This is a genomic window from Xanthomonas sp. WHRI 6106, from assembly GCF_040202405.1.
Lineage (GTDB): Bacteria > Pseudomonadota > Gammaproteobacteria > Xanthomonadales > Xanthomonadaceae > Xanthomonas > Xanthomonas cannabis.
In genome coordinates, this window is sequence record NZ_JBEGFC010000012.1 from 27,661 (window position 1) to 50,801 (window position 23,141).

Below are 23,141 nucleotides of genomic sequence, written 5' to 3' on the forward strand. Positions count from 1 at the left end.
GAATGCAGGTTCAGCCGCCGCGCAGGTTGACTGCACGAGGCTGCGCCCGACCCTCATCCGGCGCTTTGCGCCACCTTCTCCCCGTGGGAGAAGGAACAGCTCCCCTTCTTTTCAGGATCTTTGCATGAGCGCCAACGACAACTGGTACATCGAACACTTCCAGCCCACCGGGTCGGCCATCGGCTTCCGCATCAGCGGCAAGCTGGACGAGGTGCAGTCCCCGTTCCAGAAGATCGAGATCTACCAGACCACGGACTGGGGCAAGCTGATGCTCATCGACGGCGCGGTGATGCTGACCAGCCGCGACAACTTCTTCTATCACGAGATGATCAGCCACCCGGCGCTGTTCACCCATCCCGCGCCCAAGCGCGTGGTGATCATTGGCGGCGGCGACTGCGGCACCCTGCGCGAGGTGCTCAAGCACCCGGGCGTGGAAAACGCCACCCAATGCGATATCGACGAGCAGGTCACCCGCATGTCGGAGAAGTATTTTCCCGAGCTGTGCGATTCCAACCACGATGCGCGCGCCGAGCTGTTGTTCGACGATGGCGTGGCCTACATGGCCAATTGCCCGGCCGGCAGCGTGGACATCGTGATCGTCGACTCCACCGATCCGGTGGGCCCGGCCGAGGGCCTGTTCAACAAGGCGTTCTACGAGAGCTGCTTCAAGGCGTTGAAGGACGACGGCATCCTGGTGCAGCAGTCCGAATCGCCGCTGGCGCTGCTGGACCTGATCAACGAGATGCGCACCGAAATGGGCAAGGCCGGCTTCCAGTCGTTCAAGACCCTGCCGTTCCCGCAGCCGTGCTACCCCACCGGCTGGTGGAGCGTGACCATGGCCAGCAAGCAGGCCAAGGCCGATTTCGCGTTCCGTCAGGATGCCGCGCAGGCCAAGGGCTTCGACACGCTGTATTACACCGCCCACCTGCACACCGGCGTGCTGGTCGCCCCGCCGTTCGTGGCCAAGGCGCTGGGCGAGTAAGCGCGGCGAGCAACCCTTCGCCTGCGGGCGCGGACGGCGCGCGCAGGCGCGATGCTTGAATGGTTGCGGCCGATTGACGACACCGGCCGCAACGGCCTGGCAGTGACGCCCCCGGGCTACCGGCAGCCGCCCGTTGACGAGACTGCCTGCGCGCCTGCAGCGCGCGGGCTGATCTGCCAGTGCGTTGCGTCTGGCGTACTCGCGCACCGATCGCCGATGACGCGGCGATGCGCCGCTCACATTCCCTTGAACGGCGCTCGATCGACAGTGCAGCCGTGCGCGGGACGCATCGGTCTTGCGCGCCATTGCTGCGTCACGCTGCGGTCGATGCCGCTGCCCATGCCTTGCCGACCAATGTACGGGACCGCGCAGCCTATAACCGGGCCAGGACTTCCGTCTTCTTGGCGTCGAATTCGTCCTGCGTGACCAGCCCCGCATCCAGCAATTGCTTCAGCTTGCTCAACACCTGCACCGGATCGTCTGTGGCGGGAACGGCACTGGCCTGGGATGGCACTGCCGCGCCGTGCGCACCCGGCGCATGCACCACCACGCCACCGGCCGCCGCACGCAATTTGTCGATCTCCAGCTGCTGGCGCTTTTCGTAGGCGGATTCTTCCACCTGCTGCGCATAGGCATAGACGCGCCGCGCCTGCTTCTTGGGCAGGCTGTCGATGGAGGCGGAGGTGCCTTGGGTGGTGCGGCACATGATGGTCGCCCCGAGCATCTGTTCGCTCATGTGCACATCGAGCACCTCGCGCCAGGGGAAATCGCGGAAGGTCATGCCGAACAACGTGGGATAGACCACGATGAACCTGCGGTTGGTCAGCACCACCGCATCCGGCGACAGGTTCATCACCATCTTCTTCTGCACGGCGATGTACTCGACCTGCTCATCGCGGGTCAGCAACTCACTGACCTTGGGCAGGATCTTGCCGACTGCCACCGGGTCCTGCTCGTCTGTCAAAAACTGCGCCACTGCGTCCATAGGCCCTCCCAACGACTGTCACCGTTGGGCACGACACTACAGCACCTTGCATGGATCGCCCCGCAACGTGGGAGTCGGTGGCCTGGGTACGCCCCCGCCAGCTTGGCAGTAACGCTGACTGGGTCGATTGCCTCAACGATCAGGGGCGGACGCTGCCGCCCGCCTTGCGGTCCTGGCCGCTGCAATCAGAAGCGGACTTCGGCGCCGAAGCTCAACACCTCGGCACGATTGATGGTGATGTCCTCGTAGTCGTCGTAATACTCGTCGGCATACACGTAGTTGGTGTACAGCGCGCTCAGGCTGACATGCCTGCCGATATCCACGCCGAGCCCGGCGCCCACGTAGGCACCATACACACGCTCGTCGTAGTCCTCTCCCTTGGCCTTGCCACCCCAATAGCCCAGCCGTACGAGCGCAAATACCGGAGCGTCGCCGAAGTTGAAGCGCGCCGTTCCACCAACACTGCCGAAGTCCACCGTCGGGATGACGACAAACCCATCCTCATCCTTTGAACCATCGACGTTTCCGGTTGCCGCTTCGATGCCGATCAAGGTCACCGGACCTGCGCGCCAGCGATACCCGACATTGAAGCCCAACAGGTCCTGCTTGACTCCGTCGAATACCTTGGCCTTGCCGCTCTGCACGCCAAGGAACATGCCGCTCTTGAGCCGTTGGTCGTCTTCGATCGGCGCAGGAGAGACATCAACCGGCACAGGCGGCGCTGCCATCTCCGTCTGCGTCGTAACCGTGGTGAATCCGCCGGATTCGCCAGTGCCAGTGCCGCTTCCACCGACGGCAGCCGGCGCGCCGCCGATGCCGGCTTGCGAGGTGCGCGACGACTGCGCGACCGGCGCGCGCGCGTCCTGCGTGCCGGTCTGCTGCTTTTGCTGTTGCCGGTAGCTGTCCCAGCCGCGCGACAACGATTGCGCCGAGGCCTGTGCCGTGACGCCGAAGGCCGTGCAGGCCAACAGCAGTGTTGCGGTCCTTTTCATCGCTTCCCCCAATGAGTCGTACTCCATCGTTCCCGCATCCTTGCGCACGCAGGGGTCACCTGACGGCGTCTGGAAGTGGCGCAGTTGCTGTCGAATTCGGGGGCTTTCCCGGCATCACCGGATGTCGTGCGACATCGATCCAGGCGCCGTCCCTGAGAACGTGCCCGTACTAACGCGTGATGCAGCCCCCTGACCGCAGCCGGCACAGTGTCTGGAGTCTCACCAGCTGTCAAGAAGGTATGTGACCGCTCGCGCCTGGTTGAAGCGACCACAAGTCAGGCGCTGGTCGAAGCAGGCAGCAGGCATCGCCGATGCCGGCTTTCTGCGCGCGCACGCGCGGCGTGCCTGTCGTGCCCACCTGATGCCAACAGAGTCCTAGCGAAGGGGCCGCCAAGCACTTGATTAGCAACGCTGTTCCACTTCCGGAACATTTCATTTGTTAAATAAAGGTAATTTCAATACTGGCAAGTTCTAAATTTGCGCACACCGATCCCTCGCGATCATCGTGAACCTGCGCAACGCGTGACATCTCCGCGCCGCCAAGGTCCGGAGAACTGTCATGCATTACCAGCCGCTGGACGTGTCCAGCCTGCACGTTGTCACGCCCGTGTTGCTCAAGCAGGGCACCCGCCTGCTGGAACCCGACGTCTACCGCACCCACGTGGATGGGCAGCTGGCGGTGGTCAAGGACTACGGCCGCTACCGCCGCACGCTGCTGGCACCGGTCGCGCGGTTGATGGTGCGCCACGAGGCCAGGATGCTGGAACAGCTGAAGGGCTGGCGGCATGCGCCGGCCCTGCTCGGCACCCTGGGCGGGCTGGCACTGGGCATGGAGTTCATTCCCGGCGACACGCTCAGCGCCAGCGCGGTGGTGGGCCAGGAAGTCTTCCAGCAACTGCAGCAGGCCTTGCGCCGGCTGCATGCGTTCGGCATCACCCATAACGATCTGCATGGCACCAATGTGGTGGTCAGTGCGGGCGTGCCGGTGCTGATCGATTTCACTTCGGCGTGGCGATTCCCGCGCTGGTTGCGTCGCGGCACGCTGGCGCGTCAGCTGCAACGCAGCGACGTGGCCAACTTCCAGAAAATGCGCCAGCGCCTGGCCGGCATCGCACCGACGGCCGACGAAGCCGCACACAGCGCCGAACCGCGCTGGGTGCATGCCGTTCGCAGCGGCTGGAAGCGGCTGTATCGGCGTCTGAAAGGCGCTGCGTAACCCGCGCTGCTGACCGGGAGCCGCTTTGGAGCGGCTGGCCAACGTTGTGGCGTCATCCGCTGCGCCGATTGCATCGGTTTGATCTGCAGCGCGGAACATCCCCGAGTGCTCTGTGCATACCACGTGCTGCGACGCGGATGGCTAGGGCGCTCCCGCATTTGCCTGCACCGCGACGCGAACAGTCACCCAGGCGCGTCGCGGTGCCTGCGCACCAACCCATCACTTTGCTGCTGCCGAAGCGGCAACTGCCGGCGTGCGATAGGCGATCAAGCTCGGTGCATCGGTGACAAAGCGGTCGAGCACGCCGTCGGCGATCTTGACCGGGCCCCCGAAGCGGGTGGCGCCGGGAATCGATGGAATGGCTGCCGCTTTGGCTGCAAGCGCAGCCGCGTCCGCAAACAATGCCGGTGCCTCGGTGCCGCCGCGATTGGCGGCATCCAGCCCGGCTGCGGTCTGCTGCAGCGCGCGGCCCCAGCCTTCCATTGCCTCCAGCCAGGGACGCGATTGCGCGGCAAAGCCCTTGTCGGCCACGCCGTCACGGATGATCTGCGGCGCGGCGGCCATCTCGTCAGCCGTACGCGCCAGCTCGGCAATCGCCTGCGTGCGCGCGGCCGCATCGCCCAGCGCGATCGCTTCGCGCACATGGTCGAGCACGGCCTTCAGCCGTGGCGCCTGTTCCTGCCACGGCTGGCTGCCGAAGGTGGGCGCCAGGTGCTGGGTGTCGAAGAAGGTCAGCAAGGCCGCGGTGACGCGCGCATCGCCGCCGGCCAGATCGCGCGCCGCCGCATGCCAGGTGCGTTGTGCGTCGTAGCCTTTGTCGTTCCAGGCGAAGGCGGTCAAGCCCATTACCGCCACGCGGCTAGGCACTTCCTGGTTCATCGGGTTGGAGACGATGCCCGACAACTCGGCCGACAGGCCGGCCTCGCGCCGCGCGTACGGCGCCATCAACAGGCGCCCGGCCGAGGTTTCGAAATCGTTGACCGGGTAGTTGTCCCACAGCAGCGTCTTGCGGCCGAACGCCTTGGTGGCGGCGCGCGCATCGGGAATGGAGATGGCCGGCGGCACCACGTCGGTGCCGGTCCACTGCACCACGATCTTCGGGTCCAGATGCTTGCGCAGCGCTTCCTTGTATGGACTCTCTTTGGCGTCGTAATACTCGGTCGGCACCATGATCAATTCCGACGCTGTATCGTGCCGCGCGACCAGATCGGCCTGCACCAGATTGAGCAGGTGCGATTGCGCGATGCCCGCCGCCTGCGCGCCGGATTCACCGAAGGTGGCCTTGTCGCGTTCGCAGTTCCACTTGGTGTATTCGATATCGTCCAGCGCCACATAGAAGCTGCGCACGCCCAGCGCGCGGAACGCATCGAACTTGCGCAGCAGTGCCTTGGCGTCGGCGGGATCCGAGAAGCACACGGTCGGGCCCGGTGAGATCGCGTAGACGAAATCGACGTGATTGCGCTTGGCGGTGGCAGCCAGCTGGCCGAGCGCCTTCAAGGTCGGTTTCGGATACGGCTCGCGCCAGCGATCGCGCGCGTACGGGTCGTCCTTGGGGCTGTAGATATAGGTGTTGGCCTTGGTACGGGCGAGGAAATCGATGTGCTTGCTGCGGTCAGCCATCGACCACGGCGCACCGTAGAAGCCTTCGATCGTGCCGCGGATCGGCATGGCCGGGTAATCCTGGATCACCAGCGTCGGGATGGCCGGCCGCGCGAGCAGCTGACGCAGCGTCTGCGCGGCGTGGAACAGGCCATCGCCGTCGTGGCCGGCCAGGGTGATCAGGCTGCCGCGATCCAGGGCAACGCTGGCCAGCGTGTAGCCCTCCTTGTGCGTGTCCTGCACCGCCTTGCTGCGCGTCAGCGCGTCACGCACCACTACCGCATCGCCAGTGCCAAGCACGATGTGCGGACGGTCCAGCGTGGCGGGCAGGCGCGTGGCGGTGGCAATGTTGCTGACGCCGGCCGTGGTAAGGATGCTGCGCACCAGCGTGACCGAGGCCGAGTCCGCGCCCGGCGCGACCACCAGCACCACCGACCGGCCCAGGCTGATCGTCTCGCCATCCAGGGTGATCGACACCGGGGTCGGAAGGATCGCCGGCTGGGTGACCGGCTCGGCCAGCGCCGATGTCGCCAGGCCCAGCGCCACCACCATCGGGAGCAGGCGCAAGCCCGACTTGCCACTGCGTCGCTTCATGTCCGAACTCCGGTATTGGAATGGTATTAACGCCTAGAGTAGGCGCGTCGCTGCGCGGGGACAAGAGCATCGCTTTGCCATGGGTCGAGTCCGTTTTGCGCGTAACGAAAGCTGCTTTCGCCAGGCATCGCCGCAATACAGGACCGGCGCCGCGCAGCCAGCAGGCTGCGGTATTGAAATGGTATGAGGCGAGATGGCTACGTAGCTCAGAGCGACAGCCGACTCGCGGTCAACGGATACTTGTCGGTGCTGGTAGGGGCGCCGCTGGCTGGTGCGTCGCTTATGGAGGCAGCCGTCAGGCAGCCGCAGACCCCGTCGCGCGAACCGTTTGGCATCACGCGCTGAGCCTGCTTGTCGTCGATCGGGCCCGTTGATGCCGACACCTTCGACCCGGGCATCACGGTCGCGCGGAGACCGGCAATGCCGCCGTAGGCTCGGCCTACGGCGTGCGCTCACTCCTACAGTGCGTCGCTATCCAGCTCGCCGGTGCGGATGCGCACCACCGTGCCCAGGTCGTAGACGAACACCTTGCCATCGCCGATCTTGCCGGTACCGGCCGCCGCCACGATGGCTTCGACCACGCGCTCGGCCTGGTCGTCGGTCACCGCCACTTCGATCTTCACCTTGGGCAGGAAGTCGACCACGTATTCGGCACCGCGATACAGCTCGGTATGCCCCTTCTGCCGGCCGAAGCCCTTGACCTCGGTCACCGTGATGCCCGCCACGCCGCAGCCGGCGAGCGCTTCGCGCACATCGTCGAGCTTGAACGGTTTGACGATGGCCATGATCATTTTCATCGGTACGGATCCCAGGGCATGACGGCCGCGCAGCATACCGTGGACGCAGGCAACACTCATCTAATGCGGCAGCGCCGTCACCGCGGACCACAGCCGAATGGGACTATCCTTACCGCCTGCCGACTGCCTTGCCGATGTCCCGCGTGTCCCGGCCTGCACTAGGCTTCCTACGGACCTGCGGAGAACACCATGATCGATTTCAATCAGCTCGACGACCTCGCCCGCCGCCTCAGCGACCTGGTGCCACCGGGCCTGCGCCAATCGCGCGAAGAATTGCAGAGTACCTTCAAGGGCGCGCTGCAGGTCGGCCTGGGCAAGCTGGACTTGGTCACCCGCGAAGAATTCGACGTGCAGCGCGCGGTGCTGCTGCGCACGCGCGAAAAGCTCGACGCGCTCGAACAGGCCGTCGCCGCACTGGAAGCGCGCGCAGCGGGCGCACCGCCCAGCGCCGCTGCCAGCGCCGACAGTCCCTGAGCTGAGCCGCCCACCATGAGTCTGGCGCTGGTGCACAGCCGTGCCCGCGTAGGGGTGCAAGCGCCCGAGGTCCGGGTGGAAGTGCATCTCTCCGGGGGTCTCCCCTCCACCCAGATCGTGGGCCTGCCCGAGGCGGCGGTGCGCGAATCGCGCGAACGCGTGCGTGCGGCCCTGCTGTGTGCGCAGTTTGAATTCCCGGCGCGGCGCATCACCATCAACCTGGCGCCAGCGGATCTGCCCAAGGACGGCGGTCGCTTCGATCTGCCGATTGCGCTCGGCATCCTGGCTGCCAGCGGGCAGATCGACCGGCAGGCGCTGGCCGACTACGAATTCCTCGGCGAGCTGGCGCTGACCGGCGAGTTGCGCGGCGTCGACGGCGAGCTGGCGCTGACCGGCGAGTTGCGCGGCGTCGACGGCGTGCTGCCGGCGGCCCTGGCGGCCGCGCAGGCCGGGCGGCGGCTGATCGTGCCGCTGGCCAATGGCGCCGAAGCCGCCATTGCCGGGCATGTCCAGGCCTTCACCGCACGCACCCTGCTGGAGGTGTGCGCCACGCTCAACGGTACCCAGCAGGCACCAGCCGCCGCGCTGGCGGTGGCCACCCTGGACACAGCGGCCCTGCCCGACATGGCGGATGTGCGTGGCCAACCGCACGCACGCCGCGCACTGGAGATCGCCGCCGCAGGGAGCCACCACTTGCTGCTGGTGGGCAGCCCCGGATGCGGCAAGACCCTGCTCGCCTCGCGCCTGCCCGGCCTGCTGCCGGACGCCAGCGATACCGAGGCGCTGGAAACCGCCGCCATCCGCTCCATCAGCGGGCGCGGGCTGGATCTGGCGCGCTGGCGGCAGCGGCCCTACCGATCCCCCCATCACACCGCCAGTGCGGTCGCCCTGGTCGGTGGTGGCACGCACCCGCGCCCCGGCGAGATCTCGCTGGCCCATAACGGCGTGTTGTTTCTGGACGAGCTGCCCGAGTGGCAACGACAGACGCTCGAGGTCCTGCGCGAGCCGCTGGAATCGGGGCTGGTCACGATCTCGCGGGCAGCGCGCAGCGTGGATTTCCCGGCACGGTTCCAGCTGGTTGCCGCCATGAACCCGTGCCCGTGCGGCTGGGCCGGCGATGGCAGCGGGCGCTGTCGCTGCAGCAGCGACAGCATCCGCCGGTATCGCAGCCGCATCTCCGGGCCGCTGCTGGACCGCATCGACCTGCATGTCGACGTACCGCGCCTGCCGCCGCAAGCGCTGCGCAGTGGCAACCCGGGCGAGGACAGCGCCAGCGTGCGTGCACGCGTGGTCGCCGCGCGGCAGCGCCAGCTTGCGCGCGGCCCGCTGCCCAACGCACGCCTCGACCAGCCAGACACCGATCGCCACTGCCGCCTGCACGGCGACGACCAATTGCTGCTGGAGCGCGCGATCGAGCACCTGCAACTGTCGGCACGCTCGATGCACCGCATCCTGCGCGTGGCGCGCACCATCGCCGACCTGGACGACAGTGCCGTCATCGCGACGCGCCACCTGACCGAGGCCATCGGCTACCGCAAGCTCGATCGCGCGCTTGCCCCTGCCAGCGCGGCCTAGCGGGGCGGCCGGAAATGCCGGAACCGTGCTGCGGCGATTGGAGCAACACAAGCGGCTTCCGCACGCCCTGAGTGATGTGCGACTGCGGGCAGTAATACGCGACTGCGGGCAGCGCCGCGCGATGCTTGGTCGCCGCATCGAGCGCAAGGCGGGACATCGCAACATCCACTTCATGGCGCTCCACGTACAACGTCTGCCACTCCATTGCGCAGAGGCCATCATGAGCCGACATCCCGACCTGACCACCGTTCCGTCGCTGGATCTGAACCGCTATCTGGGCACCTGGTACGAGATTGCACGGCTGCCGATCCGCTTCGAGGATGCAGACTGCACCGACGTGTCGGCGCACTATTCGCTGCAGGACGACGGCAGCGTGCGCGTGCAGAACCGCTGCCTGACTGCGGCGGGCGAGCTGGAAGAGGCCGTGGGAGAGGCCCGCGCCATCGACGACACGCATGGCCGGCTGGAAGTGACGTTCCTGCCCGAAGGATTGCGCTGGATTCCCTTCACCAAAGGGGACTACTGGGTGATGCGGATCGATCCCGAGTACACCGCCGCCCTGGTGGGCAGCCCCGATCGCAAGTACCTGTGGCTGCTGGCGCGGCTGCCGCAGCTGGATGAGAACGTCGCCCAGGCCTACCTGGCGCAGGCGCGCGAGCAGGGGTTCGATCTGGCGCCGCTGATCCACACCCCACACACCGGACGGTTGACCGAACAACCGCTTCCCTGAAAACCCGTGAGGTACCAGCGCTGCTGCGCGACAGCCGAGCGGTTGCACGGTGCCCCGCTCCGACCTGCCTCCTGCGGCGCCCGGGTGTAAGCGCGTGCAACGGATAGCCAACTGATCCGGGACACGTCCGACGACGTCGTCCTCGTGCCACGCAGCCGCACATGCGACGCCGCAGCAGGTCACCCGCACTCGGCTGGCGCGCCGGCGTGACCGCGACGACAGCCGCCGTAACGTCGTCCAGCCTGCGGCGCGAGCTGGCGCATGTCGCACCACACCCTTCCTCTCCCACCGGCAGCCTTATGAGAACGGCCGGGGCCGGAACAGCACTACCAGATCGGCACTGCCATCCTGACCCCGGCCGCACCGGCTCCTGCGCGCGATGGGTGGCCATACGGCCCGGCAGGTTTACCCGTTGAGGGTGCCCAGATCCTTGGCCGCGGCCTGGGCACCTTCCAGGCTATCGAAGGCCACGCCGGTATCGCCCACCACGTACTTGATCAGTTCGCCATCGCGCGTGGTTTCATGCATCTTGAAGATCGGCACTGCGTCAGTGCCGCCGACGCGTTCTTTCTGCGTTGTCATGGTGATTCCTCCAGTGAGAGCGCCTTGCAAGGGACCGGGTGGCCCCGCAGCCCGCGGTGGCGAGCACAGACGCACCGACCCTAGCGCGCCCATGCGTGCAGGCGCGTGAACCCCTCCAACGTAGCGGCCGCCCTGTGCCTGCGTGGTCCGCCGCAAGAAAATCACAGCGACTTCGCTCCGCGGACGCGCGCAACGCACGCGTGTGTCGTACATTCGCGACGTGCAGCCTCATCCGTCCACTTCCGTTGTTCACCTAACGCCGTTACGGCGCACTGCCTGGCGCGGTGGTAGTGCCATGGCGCTGGCTCGATGCGTGCTGTGCCACCGGCATCACGCAAGGCCGTGTGCGTGAGCTGGCCTGTATGTCGATGCGGGTGAGGGCATGAAGCGTCAACGCATCATCAGTCTGACCGTGCTGCTGGTGGTGGTGTGCGCAACGCTCCCGATCGGACTGTCGTATTACCTGGCCTGGCGGCTGGCGCTGTCGCGCGAGGAGAGCAGGCTCAGCCAACTGGCGGCGCTGTCGATCCGGCGTACCGACACGGCCTTCGACGAAGCCCATGGCGCGTTGTTGAGCATGGCCGCCTCGCAGGTGCCGCCCTGCTCGCCCGCCCATCTGGCGCAGATGCGCGCGCTGGTGCTGACCAGCCATTACATCGTCGAGCTGGGCCACTTTCGGCACCGCTGGCTGCGCTGCACCTCGTGGGGGCAACTTCCCGACAACATTCCACAGACCGCTCCGGATTTCGTGGTCAAGCGCGGCATCGCAGTGACCACCCGGCTGCTGCCGCTGGCCAATCCGCAACATCCGTTGATGGCGCTGCAGCTGGGCAACTACAACGTGCTGATCAATCCGAACACGCTGGCCGACATCAACATCCCGCCGGGCCTGCAGCTGGCGATCGGCACGCCCGACGGCCAGGTGCTCAGCAGCACCGGCACCGCGGCCGAACAGTTGCTGGTGGCGCCGCCCGCCGACGCCGCCACGTCCCGCACCGACGGCGACATGCAGCCACAGGTGCTGTACGGCCGCGACCGCCGCGGGGACTGGGTGGCGGTAGTCACCGAGCCGGCGGCCTATCTGCGCGGGCCGCTGGCGGCGGCACGCCTGCAGGTGATGCCAGCCGGCATCGCAGTGGCCGTGCTGCTGGTGGGCCTGGTGCTGTGGGTGTCGCGGCGCCGCCTCTCGCCGCTGGCACGGCTGGAGATTGCAGTGCAGCGCGGCGAATTCATCGTACACTACCAGCCCATCATCTCGCTCGATAGCGGCCACTGCGTCGGTGCGGAGGCACTGGTGCGCTGGCAGCAACCCGACGGCGTGCTGGTGCCGCCGGATGCCTTCATTCCGCTGGCCGAAGAAAGCGGGTTGATCCTGCCGATCACCGACCTGGTGGTGGCCGAGGTCATCCGCGAGCTCGGCCCCACCCTGGCCGCCGACCCGACCCTGCATGTGGCCATCAACGTGTCGGCCGACGACATCAAGAGCGGCCGGGTGCAGTCGGTCCTGGCGCAGGCGCTGCAAGGCACCGGGGTGGACAGCGGACAACTGTGGGTAGAGGCGACCGAGCGCAGCCTGATGGATATCGACGCGGCGCGCACCACCATCACCCACCTGCGCGGCGCCGGCCACACGGTGTCGATCGACGATTTCGGCACCGGCTATTCGAGCCTGCAATACCTGCAGGGGCTACCGCTGGATGCGCTGAAGATCGACAAGTCGTTTGTGGACACCATCGGCACCCACTCGGCTACAAGTTCGGTGACCGCGCATATCATCGAGATGGCCAAGACGCTGCAGTTGCGCACCATCGCCGAGGGCGTGGAGCGCCAGGAACAGCTGGATTACCTGCGCGCGCATGGCGTGGACCTGGCGCAGGGCTGGCTGTTCTCACGCGCGCTGCCGGCAACCGGCTTTATCGCCTACCACGCACAGACCCGCAGCGCGGCGCACTGATCCACTCGGCGGCATCACCCGCACGTGCCGGGTCGGCTCGCTGCAGCGGTGGGTCGAAGGCAGATCTGCCGCCGCGCCGCGCGCCCATCGCCGACGGATATGGGCTGGCGCTGAGCGCGTCATCGACAGACGCGCGCGAGCCGATCATCCAACCACGACGGGAAAGTCGATGCTGCGCCCGACCAGGCTGCGTGCGCAGCGCATCCTGCTCCAGCTGCGCGCCCAAGTGTTGGCCACCATCGCCGCAAGACAGCGACGGGCGCTGCCCATGGCCGAACAACGGACCAGCCTGCGCGCAAGAACCCAGGACTGGACATCTCCACCACCATTGCCACGCGGCCTCGCTGCAAAAAAGAAAGGCCGCCAATGGCGGCCTTGCGATAGCGGCAGCGCGCTCGATCAGGCGCTCTGCAATGCGCCGCTGCGTTCGCGCACCGGCTTGGGCCGGCTGGGAAACGCATGCCGCACGATCCGCCACATCACCTGGCCAAACTGCCGCGGCAGCGAGCCGGTGTTGTAGTGCTGGCCGTAACGGGCGCAGATCTGCTTCACTTCGACGGCGATCTGCGCATAGCGATTGGCCGGCAGGTCCGGGTAGAAGTGATGTTCGATCTGGTGGCTCAGGTTACCCGACAGCACGTTCATCAGCTTGCCGCCGGTCAGGTTCGACGAACCGCGCAGCTGACGCAGGTACCAGTGACCGCGCGACTCGTTGCGGATCGACTCCTTCGGAAACACTTCCGCATCGGCGGTGAAGTGGCCGCAGAAGATGATCACGAAGGTCCAGATGCTGCGCAGCACGTTGGCGGCCAGGTTGCCCAGCAGCACGGTCAGGAAGAACGGGCCGGCCAGCGCCGGAAACACGATGTAGTCCTTGAGCATCTGGCGGCCGATCTTGCGGCCGACCGGCAGGAACGAGGCACGCAATTCGGCCGCCTTCATCTTGCCGGCGAACCAGCGGCCCAGGCGCAGGTCCTGGATCGCCACGCCCCATTCGAACAGCAGCGCAAAGACCACCGCGATGAAGGGCTGCATCAGGTAGAACGGGCGCCAGCGCTGCTCGGGGAAGATGCGCAGCAGGCCGTAGCCGATGTCATCGTCCATGCCGCGCACATTGGTGTAGGTGTGGTGCTTGAAGTTGTGCGTCTTGCGCCAGTTGTCGCCGGTGGCGACGATGTCCCACTCGTAGGTGTTGCCGTTGAGCTGCGGGTCACCCATCCAGTCGTACTGGCCATGCATGACGTTGTGGCCCAGCTCCATGTTCTCCAGGATCTTGGACAACGTCAGCAGCAGCACGCCGGCGATCCAGGCCGGGATCAGCACGCTGTGCACGAACGCGCCCAGAAACAGCAGCGCGCGACCGGCCACGCCGGTCCAGCGCACGGCCGCCACGATGCGGCGGATGTAGCGCGCATCGTCGGCGCCCACCTGGCGCTGCACGCGGGCGCGGATGGCATCGAGTTCGTCGCCGAAGGACTGCAGTTCGGCAGCGGACAGGGCACGGTTGTGGACTCGGCTCATGTGGGTTCCTTACAGATCCAGGATCAGGTCAGTGCTCGGGGCACTGATGCACAGGCGGACCTGTGCGGTGGGTTCGTTGCTGCGCTCACCGGTCAGCAGGTGGCGCGTGGTGCCGGACTGGCGCGCGCAGGCGCAGCTGTTGCAGATGCCCATGCGGCAGCCGTGCTTCGGCCGCAGGCCCTGGGCTTCCAGTCCTTCCAGCAGTGACTGGCCGCGCGGCAGGATGAGCGTACGGCCGCTGCGTGACAGCTGGACCTGCACCTGCCCGGCTTCGCTTTCGTCCAGTGCCGGCACGCTGAAGGCTTCGGCCTGGAAGGCGGCCACGCGCCCTTGCAAGCGCTCGCGCGCCGCCTGCACAAAACCGCCCGGGCCGCAGACCATCGCATGGCGCTGGTCCAGCGCGGCAATCTGCTCCAGCGGATAGTTGTCCACGCGCGCGGCCGGTGTCTGGCCCTCGCGAGTGGTGAGAAGGCGCACGCGCAGGCGCGGATGCGCCGCAGCCATCGCCTCGAACTCATCCATGAAGCAGGCTTCGTCGCGCTGGCGCACCCAGTACAGCAGGTCCACGTCCACCGGCATGCCGGCCTGTGCGGCGGCCTGCAGCAACGCCCGCATCGGGGTGATGCCCGAACCGGCGGCCAGCAACAGCAACGGGGTGGGGGTAGCCGGCAGCAGCATGTCGCCAAAGGCCGGGTCCAGCGACACCACCGTGCCCAGCGCTGCATCGCGCGCCAGGTACCGGCTGACCTGCCCGCCTTCGATCGCCTTGACGGTGATCGCCAGGCGGCCGTCGGCCAGCACGGTCGGGCTGTAGCTGCGCAGCAGGCGGCGGCCATCGATCTCCACGCCAACGCTGACGTGCTGACCGGCCTGCAGACCCTGCCAATGGCCATTGGGCTGCAACACCAGCGTCACCGCATCGCGGCTGGCGGCGCTGCGGCCGACCAGGCGGGCCATCGGCCGCTCCAGCGTCCACAGCGGGTTGATCCGGGTTGCCCAGAAATCGAACAGCTGCGGCGACACCAGGCGGCGCGCCAGCCGTGCAGGCAGGGGGGACTTGGACTTGGAGGTGGATGCCAGGCTCATAGGGTGCACTATACGCATGCATGCACACCCGTGTATACAGTTGTATATGGGCCGAAAGCGCTATGATTCATCCCCACGCCCGGCTGCTGCCTCATGACCTCCATCGCCCTGCCTTCCCACGACGCGCCGCCGTCACGCAAGCCGGCGATTTCACGCGAGGACCTGATCGCCGCGGCGTTGTCGCTGATAGGCCCGCACCGCAGCCTGTCCACCCTGAGCCTGCGTGAAGTGGCGCGCGAGGCCGGCATCGCGCCGAACAGCTTCTACCGCCAGTTCCGCGACATGGACGAGCTCGCCGTGGCCTTGATCGACCTGGCCGGGCGCTCGCTGCGCACCATCATCGGCCAGGCCCGCCAGCGCGCCACCTCCACCGACCGCAGCGTCATCCGCGTCTCGGTGGAAGCCTTCATGGAGCAGTTGCGCGCCGACGACAAGTTGCTGCACGTGCTGCTGCGCGAAGGTGCGGTGGGTTCGGACGCCTTCAAGCAGGCGGTGGAGCGCGAGCTCACCTACTTCGAAGACGAGCTGCGGGTGGACCTGATCCGCCTGGCCGCCGCCGACAATGCCAAGCTGCATGCGCCGGCGCTGGTGTCCAAGGCGATCACCCGGCTGGTATTTGCGATGGGCGCGGTGGCGATGGACTCACCGCCGGAAAAAGACCCCGAACTGGTCGAACAGATCTCGCAGATGCTGCGCATGATCCTCACCGGCGCGCGCACCCTGGGCACGCACGGCGGTTGATTGTTCGCGTTGGCGATGGCGTTGCCGCGAACGAGCAGCGGCATCGGCGCATGGACCAGCGTACACGCCGATGCTGAGCACGCCGTACATACCGCCGGACAAATGCTTGCTACGTTTGTCGGCGTGCTTCATCTGCAATGCCTGACATCAGGTCATCGCCGGACACCGACCGTCGCATCAAATCCAATACCGCCTTGCGGTCGTTACACAGCTGCATTCTCTTTCGACTATCCGAAAGATAATATGAAAAAATAATTGCATAAAGTGCTTGCGCAATGAAAAGGACGCGGGTAATGTTCGCGCCCTCAGCAGGTACGCCTGCACTTTCACCGACTCGACCTCATGCCCCTGCTCCATTCCGCCACATTCAATCGACTGCCTAGCGCACACCGCGCGGCGTCGTTTGTGCGCACGAAGAAAGCAGCCGTGCGCATCACCCGATTCGACTGATGTCCTGACGAGGAGATCGGTCACCCGATCTCCGAGGCAAGCGAACGCCCTCGGATGCTGCATCCGGGGGCGTTTTTCGTTATGCGTTCGCATCGCATCGTGTGGATGACCTTCCAGGCACCCGGGCATGGATTGCCCGGCAACATGGACGTTGCAAGCGGTCAGGCGCGAAAGCGCTGTGCCCAGGTGCCGGGCACGGGTCGCGCGTGGTCATGCACATACAAGATTACCGTTTGAATAAAACGGTGATCAGAAACACTGCGGAAGAGATTCAGCGGCCTGGAGTTTATTCCAGCTGGTGCGCGCGGCGATGCCGTGGCGTATACCGAACGCTTTCTCAATGTTTCTTGTTATGAGTATCGGCTCCTGGTGGAGCGGCGGCGCAATCCGCAGGCCTGGTTCGATTCCGGAATACTCACCACTGGATAGCTCAGTTGGGTAGAGCAACAGATTTCTAATCTGTCTGTCGCGGGTTCGAATCCCGCTCCATGCATGACCTTCTCGGTCATCTCTCGGGACGCAAGTCCCTTTACGGAAACGCCCATGCCGCAGGCACACAGGCAACCCATCGCCTGACTGCCTGCAGCAGCGGCGCCATTGCCGGGCCCTCGCCCTGAACGCGCACGCTGCACCGTTCGCAACCGCTGCGCAGTTCATCGCACAGCGCCCGCAACGCGCACGCAAGCGCCAATAGCGCATCGCGCCCCGCACGGCCGCCGTCACCGGCGTTTCCACCTTTCAACGCCGCGTTGCATCGGCAGACGTCTCGCCAGCAGTCCGATCCGGGCGGCGCGACGGCTATATCCCCCCGGATCGGACCACCAGCGCCAAATGTGAAAGGAGTAGTGCCATGTTCTGGACCAAGAGGGTCGTGATCGGTGACGGCGAGCGCGGCCTGGTGTATCGCAACCGTCGGTTCGAGCGCGTGCTCGTCCCCGGTGTCTATCGCCTGTTCGACCCCCTGGGTCGCAGCGAGGTCATCGTCCACGCCATCACCCAGGGCGCCTATGTCGGCCCCGCTGCGGAGATGCTGATCGACACGCTCGGCAGCACCCTGCCGCAACACTTCGTGCTGGCCGATATCGGTACCGCGCAGGTCGGCCTGCTGATCCGCAACGGCAAGCTTGAGGAGGTGCTGCCGCCGGGCACGCGCGCGCTGTACTGGCGTGGCCCGGCAGCGATCGAAGTGCAGACCCTGCCGCTGGGCGATGGGCTGCAGGTGCCTACCGATGTGCAGCGCAGATTGCGTCAGCTCGGCACGCTGTCGCGGGTGGCAGTGTGCATGGACGTGCCCGCCGAGTCGCAAGGGCTGGTGTTCGTGGACGGCAAGCTGGTCGCGCCATTCGGACCGGGGGCATACGCGTTCTGGAATTTCCAGAAGAACATCGCCACCGAGGTGATCGATCTGCGCGTGCAGTCGGTCGAGGTCTCCGGGCAGGAGCTGTTGACGCGCGACAAGGTGTCGTTGCGGGTCAACCTGGCCGCCAGCATGCGCGTCACCGATGCCGTGGCGATGCGCACGCGCGTGGCCAAGGCGGGCGATTATCTGTACCGCGAGTTGCAATACGGCTTGCGCCGTGCGGTGTCGGCCAAGACGCTGGACGAGTTGCTGGGCGACAAGGCCTGCCTGGATGCGGATATCTTCGGGTATGTGCGTGGCAGCATGAGCGGCTTCGGTATCGAGGTGCTGGGCGTCGGCGTCAAGGACGTGATCCTGCCGGGCGAAATGCGCGAGATCCTCAATGCGGTCGTGCAGGCGGAGAAGCAGGCGCAAGCCAACGTCATCCGCCGGCGTGAAGAGGCCAACGCCACGCGTTCGTTGCTCAACACCGCCAAGCTGATCGAAGACAGCCCGGTGCTGATGCGCTTGAAGGAACTGGAGGCGCTGGAAAAGGTCACCGAAAAGATCGACAAGCTCACCGTGTTCGGCGGCCTGGATGGCGTGCTGAAGCAGTTGGTGACGATCAGGCAATGAAGGCTGCGCGTGGCGGAAGGATCTGCCACTCACTGCCGCAAGGGAATGACGACAATGAGTACCTCACAACATTTTGAATTACTGCATGCCGAAGGCAGCACCACCCCGATCAAGGGCTGGGTGCGCGGCGTGCCGCTGGAAGCGCAGGCGCATGCACAGTTGCGCAACATCGCCGCGGTGCCGTTCGTCGGCCCGTGGGTGGCGGTGATGCCCGACGTGCATCTGGGCAAGGGCGCAACCGTGGGCTCGGTGATCCCGACCCGTGGCGCCATCATCCCGGCAGCGGTCGGCGTGGACATCGGCTGCGGCATGGCGGCCGTGCGTACCACGCTGCGTGCCAACGACCTGCCGGACAATCTGGCGCACTTGCGCTCCAGCATCGAGCGCAGCGTGCCGGTGGGCAACGGTCGCGGCGGCGAACACCGCACGCTGCCCGACAGCATCGGAACCCGGATCGCGCAGTCGGGGTTGGTGCAACGTCTGGATGCGATCAAACAACGGCACAGGCGCATCCGCACCGACAAGCTGGAATGCCAGATCGGCACGCTGGGCGGCGGCAATCACTTCATCGAACTCTGCCTGGACGAAACCGATGCGGTCTGGGTGATGCTGCACAGCGGTTCGCGCGGCACCGGTAACCTGATCGGCGGCTACTTCATCGAGCGCGCGCGTGAGCAACTGGCGCACCGTGTGCTGGGTTTTCATCTGCCCGACAAGGACCTGGCCTTCTTCATGCAGGGCGAGCCCTTGTTCGACGAGTACGTCGAAGCGGTTTCGTGGGCGCAGGATTACGCCCGCGAAAATCGCGAGGCGATGATGGCGCGCGTGCTGGCCGAGATGCGTCACCGCTTGCCGAAATTCCAGCTGGAAAAGCTCGCAGTCAATTGCCACCACAACTACGTGCAGAAGGAGACGCACGCCGGTGAGGAGCTGTTGATCACCCGCAAGGGCGCAGTGAGCGCACGCGCCGGCGAGCTGGGCATCATTCCGGGCAGCATGGGCACGCGCAGCTACATCGTGCGCGGGCTGGGTAACGCGGAGAGTTTTCACAGCTGCAGCCACGGCGCAGGCCGCGTGATGAGCAGGACGGCCGCACGTGCGCAGATCACCCTCGCCCAGCATCGCCAGGCAACGGCGCATGTGGAATGCCGCAAGGACGCCGCCGTCATCGATGAGTCGCCGGCCGCCTACAAGTCGATCGAGGCAGTAATGGCAGCACAGCAGGATCTGGTCGAAGTACTGCACACGTTGCGCCAGGTGGTGTGCATCAAGGGGTAAAGCAAGGGCCGCAGCAGCGGCCCCTTTTCTGCAAGAAGCGTGTTCTGCGAGAAGCATGCAACACCGGTCAGCGACCTCATCCCCAGTGCGACTGCACAGTTCAGTCATGTCGCGATCGCACTCACATCCAAGCACACGCGTTTCACTCCCGCGACGCCATCGTTGCGCCACATTCGCGGCCTGCATTGCAGGGCGCATCCATTATCAGGCAACCGGAGGCGGCATGAGCAATCTCGACAAGCAGGAACGCAAGGAAGACGCAAAGGATCTGAACCGCGACCCGATTTCCGGCGCACCCGGTTCGCACCCGGTGGGTGTGGGCGTGGGCGGCATCGCCGGTGGTGCAGCGGCAGGCGCACTGGCAGGCACGGTGTTCGGTCCGCTGGGCACCTTGATCGGCGCAGCGGCCGGCGTGGTTGCCGGCGCGGCGGCAGGCAAGGGTGTGGCCGAACGCCTCGATCCCACCGTGGAAACCGAATACTGGCGCCAGGAGCACCGAAACCGTCCTTACTACAAGGAAGGCACCGACTACGACCGCGACTATGCCACCGTGTACGGGTTCGGCCTGCAGGCGCGCGAAACGCGTCCGACCAGCACCTGGGAAGAAACCGAAGCCACGTTGGCCGGCGAATGGCCGCGCAACCGTGGTGAATCGCGCCTGGAGTGGGACGATGCCCGCCTCGCTGCGCGTGATGCCTGGGACCGCGCCGATCGTACCCACACCGTGTATCGCGACGGCGATACCCACTACGCCGGTCGCTTCGATAGTGCCAGCTACCGTGATGCCGAGTATTCGTATGACGATTATCGCCCGGCCTACCGGTACGGCATGCAGGCGCGCCAGCAGCACGCCGGCCGCCAGTGGGACGACCATCTGGAACGTGATCTGGGCGATGGCTGGGACCGTTTCAAGGCCGGTTCGCGCTTGAACTGGGAAAAGGCCAAACACGCCGTGCGGGAAGCATTCGATTCGGATCATCACGACGACGCTGCGCGTCGTAACCCGACCGACCCACGCGTGTAACGGCTTCCTGGGATGCAAGCTGTCGCGTCCATCGCGTCATTTGCATGATGCAAAAAACGAACGGGCCCCACGGGCCCGTTCGTTTGTCTTAGGTTTGTGGTGGCGCTGGAGTAAGTGAGACAACCACGCTGCAAGCAGATCGCAACGCTCACCTGGCATGACGCCTTCGTCAGTGGCGCTCCATCCAGCGCAACGGTGCCGCCAAACGCTGGCGAACAGGTACGCGATCGACTAACCGGACGTCTTCTCCACCGCGCGGATGTCGCCGCGGAACACCGCAGCGTCGGCTCCTGCCGATGGTGCCTCTTCCTGCTGCTTGATCAGCTGCTTGCGCGCTGCCACCACTTCGCGGGCCAGCGCAATCCGGCGACCCACCACCATTTCGGTCAACCAGTCGATCAATGCGCGCGTGTAGCGCTGCTGATGCTCCTTGACGCTCAGGGCGTGGTCGGCTCCGGCGATCACCCGCGAGGTCAATGAGCGCGCCTTGCCAAAGGCATTTGCGTAATTGCGCAGCACCGGTTGCGGCACGATGACATCGTGCTCGGCTTCGACCAGCAGGACATCGCCGGTGTACGCAGCGCATGCCGCCAACGCAATGTTGTCGTCGGGCGTCAGCGTGCGATGCCGATAGGCCATCAGATCCGGATCGGCATTGAGGCTGACCTTGGGTTGGTCCCACTGCGCATCCTTGTAGAGCGCAGGCGAACGTAGTGCCAACCACTCCACCGGGCGCTCACGTGTCAGCAGGGCGGACAGATAACCACCGTAGCTCAGGCCCACCACCGCAATCGACTGCGGATCCACGTACGGCAGGCCTGCCAACTGGTCGTAGGCGGCAATGATGTCGCGCAGGTTTTGCGCACGGGTGACGGTCTGCCGCATCGATGCATGGCCTTCATGCCCACGCAAATCGAAAGTCATGCAGATGCAGCCCAGACCTACCGCCTCGCGCGCGCGCACCAGGCTGTGGTGCTGACTTCCGCCCCAGCCGTGAACGAACAGCACCGCCGGAATGCCGGTGGGCGTGAGCAAGGTGCCGCTGAGGGCGTCGTGATCGACTGCGATGTCGATACTGGAAAGTTTGGCTTCCATCAGTCGGTTGAAACCCTCCGGTATTTGTAGCGCGGGCCTGCGCCGGGGCGGCTTGCACGGTAGTACACCTGTGCGTCGGCCGGCGGCTCGCCTTCATAGATCTCGTGGGTGGATGCCCGCACCCAGTGCAGCCCCGGATGTCGCTGAAAACAGGCGATGGCCGCAAGTTCGGCCGGGGTGGCGCCACCGATCCGCCAGGACTGCTCCAGGACGCCGCACACCGCGCCCGCGTGCGGGTCTTCACCGCTGACCACATCGTAATTGCGCCGGGACACCTGCAGGTCTGCAAATGCAGCAGCAATGCTGCGATCGTACTGGCACGCCTGTTCCACCACGCGGCGCTGCAGCGGCGGCAGCCCAGTGCCCAACAGTGCCTCCAGCGATCCGCGATGGACATGCAACGACGAGCCGCCATAGACATCCTCGCCCTCGGCATTGCGCACGCTGCATTGCGTTCCGTAGTACGCGATCTGCACACCTGCCACGCACAGCTCGCCAACGCTGTGCGTCATCGGCTGCAGGATATTGCGCTCCAGCACTGCGCCGTGGGTTTGCAGATAGTGTTCGGGCAACTCGTCGAGTACGAGTGCCAGCGCGGCCGCATCGGCGATGCGCCACTGCCCGTTGCCGCCGACGCCGGTGGGCAGCTTCAGGCGCACCTGACCATCAGGCAGCAATCGGTCCAACGCCTGCAAGGCATCGTCCCGCGAGAACACCGTGTAGCCGGGCAAGGTGGTCGGGATCAGGGCGAGCGCCAGTGCCTGATTCCAGCCGGTGATACGCGTCGCCGCAGGGTCGATCAAGGGGTGACCGATCACCTTGGTGGCCACAAATGCATGCGGCACGATGCCGCCCAGCAGGCCGTGACGACCATCGATGCCAAGCGCACGGGCCTGCTCGGTGGTCAGCGTGTCGTCGGGCACATGCAACGCAGCATGTTGGTCACCTGCGGCGGAAGCCATCGCAGTGTCCAGGCCTGCATCATGTGCGCCCAGCAGGCGCGCAAGTTCGCTGCACACCCAGGCATGCGTGGCACGTTCGTGGCCATGCTCGACCACGGCACGCGTGGTATGCCCGAGCACCTGCAAGTACCGTGGCTCCGCCATCTGCTGTCCCCGTGCTCGTGCCACATCCAGACGCCTCCAGCTGCGTGCCGGAACCCACCGCTGCAAACGCTGAAACCAGGCCTATTTCATGGCGAAATACAAACCCACCACGATCAACACCACCACGATCAGGCTGATGGCCACGCGGCCCCCGCGCAGCTCCAACAGTGCGTGCCACCACACGCGTGCTTCCGGTGTTCCGCTGGCATGGTGCGGCTTACGATGACTGCTTTCGCTGTCCTGCATCCTGAGTACTCTCTCCTATACGTCGTTGCCTACCTTAATGATCAGACGTTACACAGGTGTGGAGCGGTTCAGAATCTTCCGTGAAATGCGGCGCCGCACGCAGGCGATTGCGTGAATCTGGGCGCCACGCCGTGCCGTG

19 protein-coding genes are annotated in these 23,141 nt (G+C 65.9%); 10 read left to right on the forward strand and 9 right to left on the reverse strand.

From position 1 onward, the window contains the following. Nucleotides 1–124 precede the first annotated feature (124 nt). Nucleotides 125–982, forward strand: coding sequence for a polyamine aminopropyltransferase (gene speE / locus ABQZ09_RS16370; protein WP_349777389.1), 858 nt, complete (start codon nt 125–127; stop codon nt 980–982). 373 nt (nt 983–1,355) lie between these two features. Here speE and ABQZ09_RS16375 read toward each other — a convergent pair whose 3' ends face one another. Both ABQZ09_RS16375 and ABQZ09_RS16380 read right to left on the reverse strand, forming a co-directional pair. Beyond that, nucleotides 1,356–1,967 carry a PH domain-containing protein gene (locus ABQZ09_RS16375; protein WP_039411133.1) on the reverse strand — a complete coding sequence of 204 codons (612 nt, stop codon included), beginning with the start codon at nt 1,965–1,967 and terminating at the stop codon, nt 1,356–1,358. A gap of 185 nt (nt 1,968–2,152) precedes the next feature. Beyond that, complete coding sequence (locus ABQZ09_RS16380) at nt 2,153–2,959, reverse strand: putative outer membrane beta-barrel protein (protein WP_039411135.1); 807 nt, start codon at nt 2,957–2,959, stop codon at nt 2,153–2,155. 559 nt (nt 2,960–3,518) lie between these two features. Here ABQZ09_RS16380 and ABQZ09_RS16385 point away from each other — a divergent pair. After that, a complete protein-coding gene (locus tag ABQZ09_RS16385) occupies nt 3,519–4,175 on the forward strand; it encodes an RIO1 family regulatory kinase/ATPase domain-containing protein (protein WP_184557720.1) in 657 nt (218 codons plus the stop codon). 219 nt (nt 4,176–4,394) lie between these two features. On the opposite strand, the gene ABQZ09_RS16390 is transcribed toward ABQZ09_RS16385, so the two are convergent. Together ABQZ09_RS16390 and ABQZ09_RS16395 are read right to left on the reverse strand one after the other, a co-directional pair. Further along, nucleotides 4,395–6,368 (reverse strand): glycoside hydrolase family 84 protein, encoded by a 1,974-nt coding sequence (locus ABQZ09_RS16390; RefSeq protein ID WP_349777390.1) that lies wholly within the window; start codon nt 6,366–6,368, stop codon nt 4,395–4,397. 458 nt (nt 6,369–6,826) lie between these two features. Continuing rightward, nucleotides 6,827–7,201, reverse strand: a complete 375-nt coding sequence (locus ABQZ09_RS16395; RefSeq protein ID WP_349777458.1) for a P-II family nitrogen regulator — start codon at nt 7,199–7,201, stop codon at nt 6,827–6,829. Nucleotides 7,202–7,354: 153 nt separating this feature from the next. Here ABQZ09_RS16395 and ubiK point away from each other — a divergent pair, with 153 nt between their 5' ends. From ubiK to ABQZ09_RS16410, 3 genes are all read left to right on the forward strand, one after another. Then, a complete protein-coding gene (ubiK, locus tag ABQZ09_RS16400; RefSeq protein WP_349777391.1) occupies nt 7,355–7,639 on the forward strand; it encodes a ubiquinone biosynthesis accessory factor UbiK in 285 nt (94 codons plus the stop codon). Between the two features lie 15 nt (nt 7,640–7,654). After that, the gene (locus ABQZ09_RS16405) at nt 7,655–9,214 is read left to right on the forward strand and encodes a YifB family Mg chelatase-like AAA ATPase (protein WP_349777392.1); all 1,560 of its coding nucleotides are present in this window, start codon (nt 7,655–7,657) and stop codon (nt 9,212–9,214) included. 220 nt (nt 9,215–9,434) lie between these two features. After that, on the forward strand, nt 9,435–9,944 hold the full coding sequence (locus ABQZ09_RS16410) for a lipocalin family protein (protein ID WP_349777459.1): 510 nt from the start codon (nt 9,435–9,437) through the stop codon (nt 9,942–9,944). Between the two features lie 405 nt (nt 9,945–10,349). Here ABQZ09_RS16410 and ABQZ09_RS16415 read toward each other — a convergent pair whose 3' ends face one another. After that, nucleotides 10,350–10,526 carry a hypothetical protein gene (locus ABQZ09_RS16415; protein ID WP_068835690.1) on the reverse strand — a complete coding sequence of 59 codons (177 nt, stop codon included), beginning with the start codon at nt 10,524–10,526 and terminating at the stop codon, nt 10,350–10,352. Between the two features lie 382 nt (nt 10,527–10,908). Between ABQZ09_RS16415 and ABQZ09_RS16420 the strand changes: the two genes are divergently transcribed. Continuing rightward, entirely contained in the window at nt 10,909–12,480 is a 1,572-nt protein-coding gene (locus ABQZ09_RS16420) for an EAL domain-containing protein (protein ID WP_184557732.1), read from the forward strand. 399 nt (nt 12,481–12,879) lie between these two features. On the opposite strand, the gene ABQZ09_RS16425 is transcribed toward ABQZ09_RS16420, so the two are convergent. Both ABQZ09_RS16425 and ABQZ09_RS16430 read right to left on the reverse strand, forming a co-directional pair. Next, entirely contained in the window at nt 12,880–14,001 is a 1,122-nt protein-coding gene (locus tag ABQZ09_RS16425; RefSeq protein WP_039411148.1) for a fatty acid desaturase family protein, read from the reverse strand. A gap of 9 nt (nt 14,002–14,010) precedes the next feature. Beyond that, a complete protein-coding gene (locus ABQZ09_RS16430; RefSeq protein WP_349777393.1) occupies nt 14,011–15,087 on the reverse strand; it encodes a ferredoxin reductase in 1,077 nt (358 codons plus the stop codon). Between the two features lie 93 nt (nt 15,088–15,180). On the opposite strand from ABQZ09_RS16430, the gene fabR reads away from it, so the two are divergent. The 4 genes from fabR (at nt 15,181) to ABQZ09_RS16450 (ending at nt 20,555) form a co-directional block, all read left to right on the forward strand. Further along, a complete protein-coding gene (gene fabR, locus ABQZ09_RS16435; protein WP_039411152.1) occupies nt 15,181–15,828 on the forward strand; it encodes an HTH-type transcriptional repressor FabR in 648 nt (215 codons plus the stop codon). A gap of 1,300 nt (nt 15,829–17,128) precedes the next feature. Beyond that, nucleotides 17,129–18,253 (forward strand): slipin family protein, encoded by a 1,125-nt coding sequence (locus ABQZ09_RS16440; protein ID WP_349777394.1) that lies wholly within the window; start codon nt 17,129–17,131, stop codon nt 18,251–18,253. Between the two features lie 54 nt (nt 18,254–18,307). Continuing rightward, nucleotides 18,308–19,531, forward strand: coding sequence for an RtcB family protein (locus ABQZ09_RS16445; protein ID WP_349777395.1), 1,224 nt, complete (start codon nt 18,308–18,310; stop codon nt 19,529–19,531). Between the two features lie 223 nt (nt 19,532–19,754). Further along, complete coding sequence (locus ABQZ09_RS16450; RefSeq protein ID WP_349777396.1) at nt 19,755–20,555, forward strand: hypothetical protein; 801 nt, start codon at nt 19,755–19,757, stop codon at nt 20,553–20,555. A gap of 231 nt (nt 20,556–20,786) precedes the next feature. Here the strand turns inward: ABQZ09_RS16450 and ABQZ09_RS16455 are convergent, their stop codons facing one another. Further along, complete coding sequence (locus ABQZ09_RS16455; RefSeq protein WP_039404502.1) at nt 20,787–21,650, reverse strand: alpha/beta hydrolase family protein; 864 nt, start codon at nt 21,648–21,650, stop codon at nt 20,787–20,789. Continuing rightward, a complete protein-coding gene (locus ABQZ09_RS16460) occupies nt 21,650–22,756 on the reverse strand; it encodes a DUF3182 family protein (RefSeq protein WP_349777397.1) in 1,107 nt (368 codons plus the stop codon). The genes ABQZ09_RS16455 and ABQZ09_RS16460 overlap by 1 nt, the downstream gene beginning before the upstream one ends. Nucleotides 22,757–23,141: the final 385 nt, after the last annotated feature.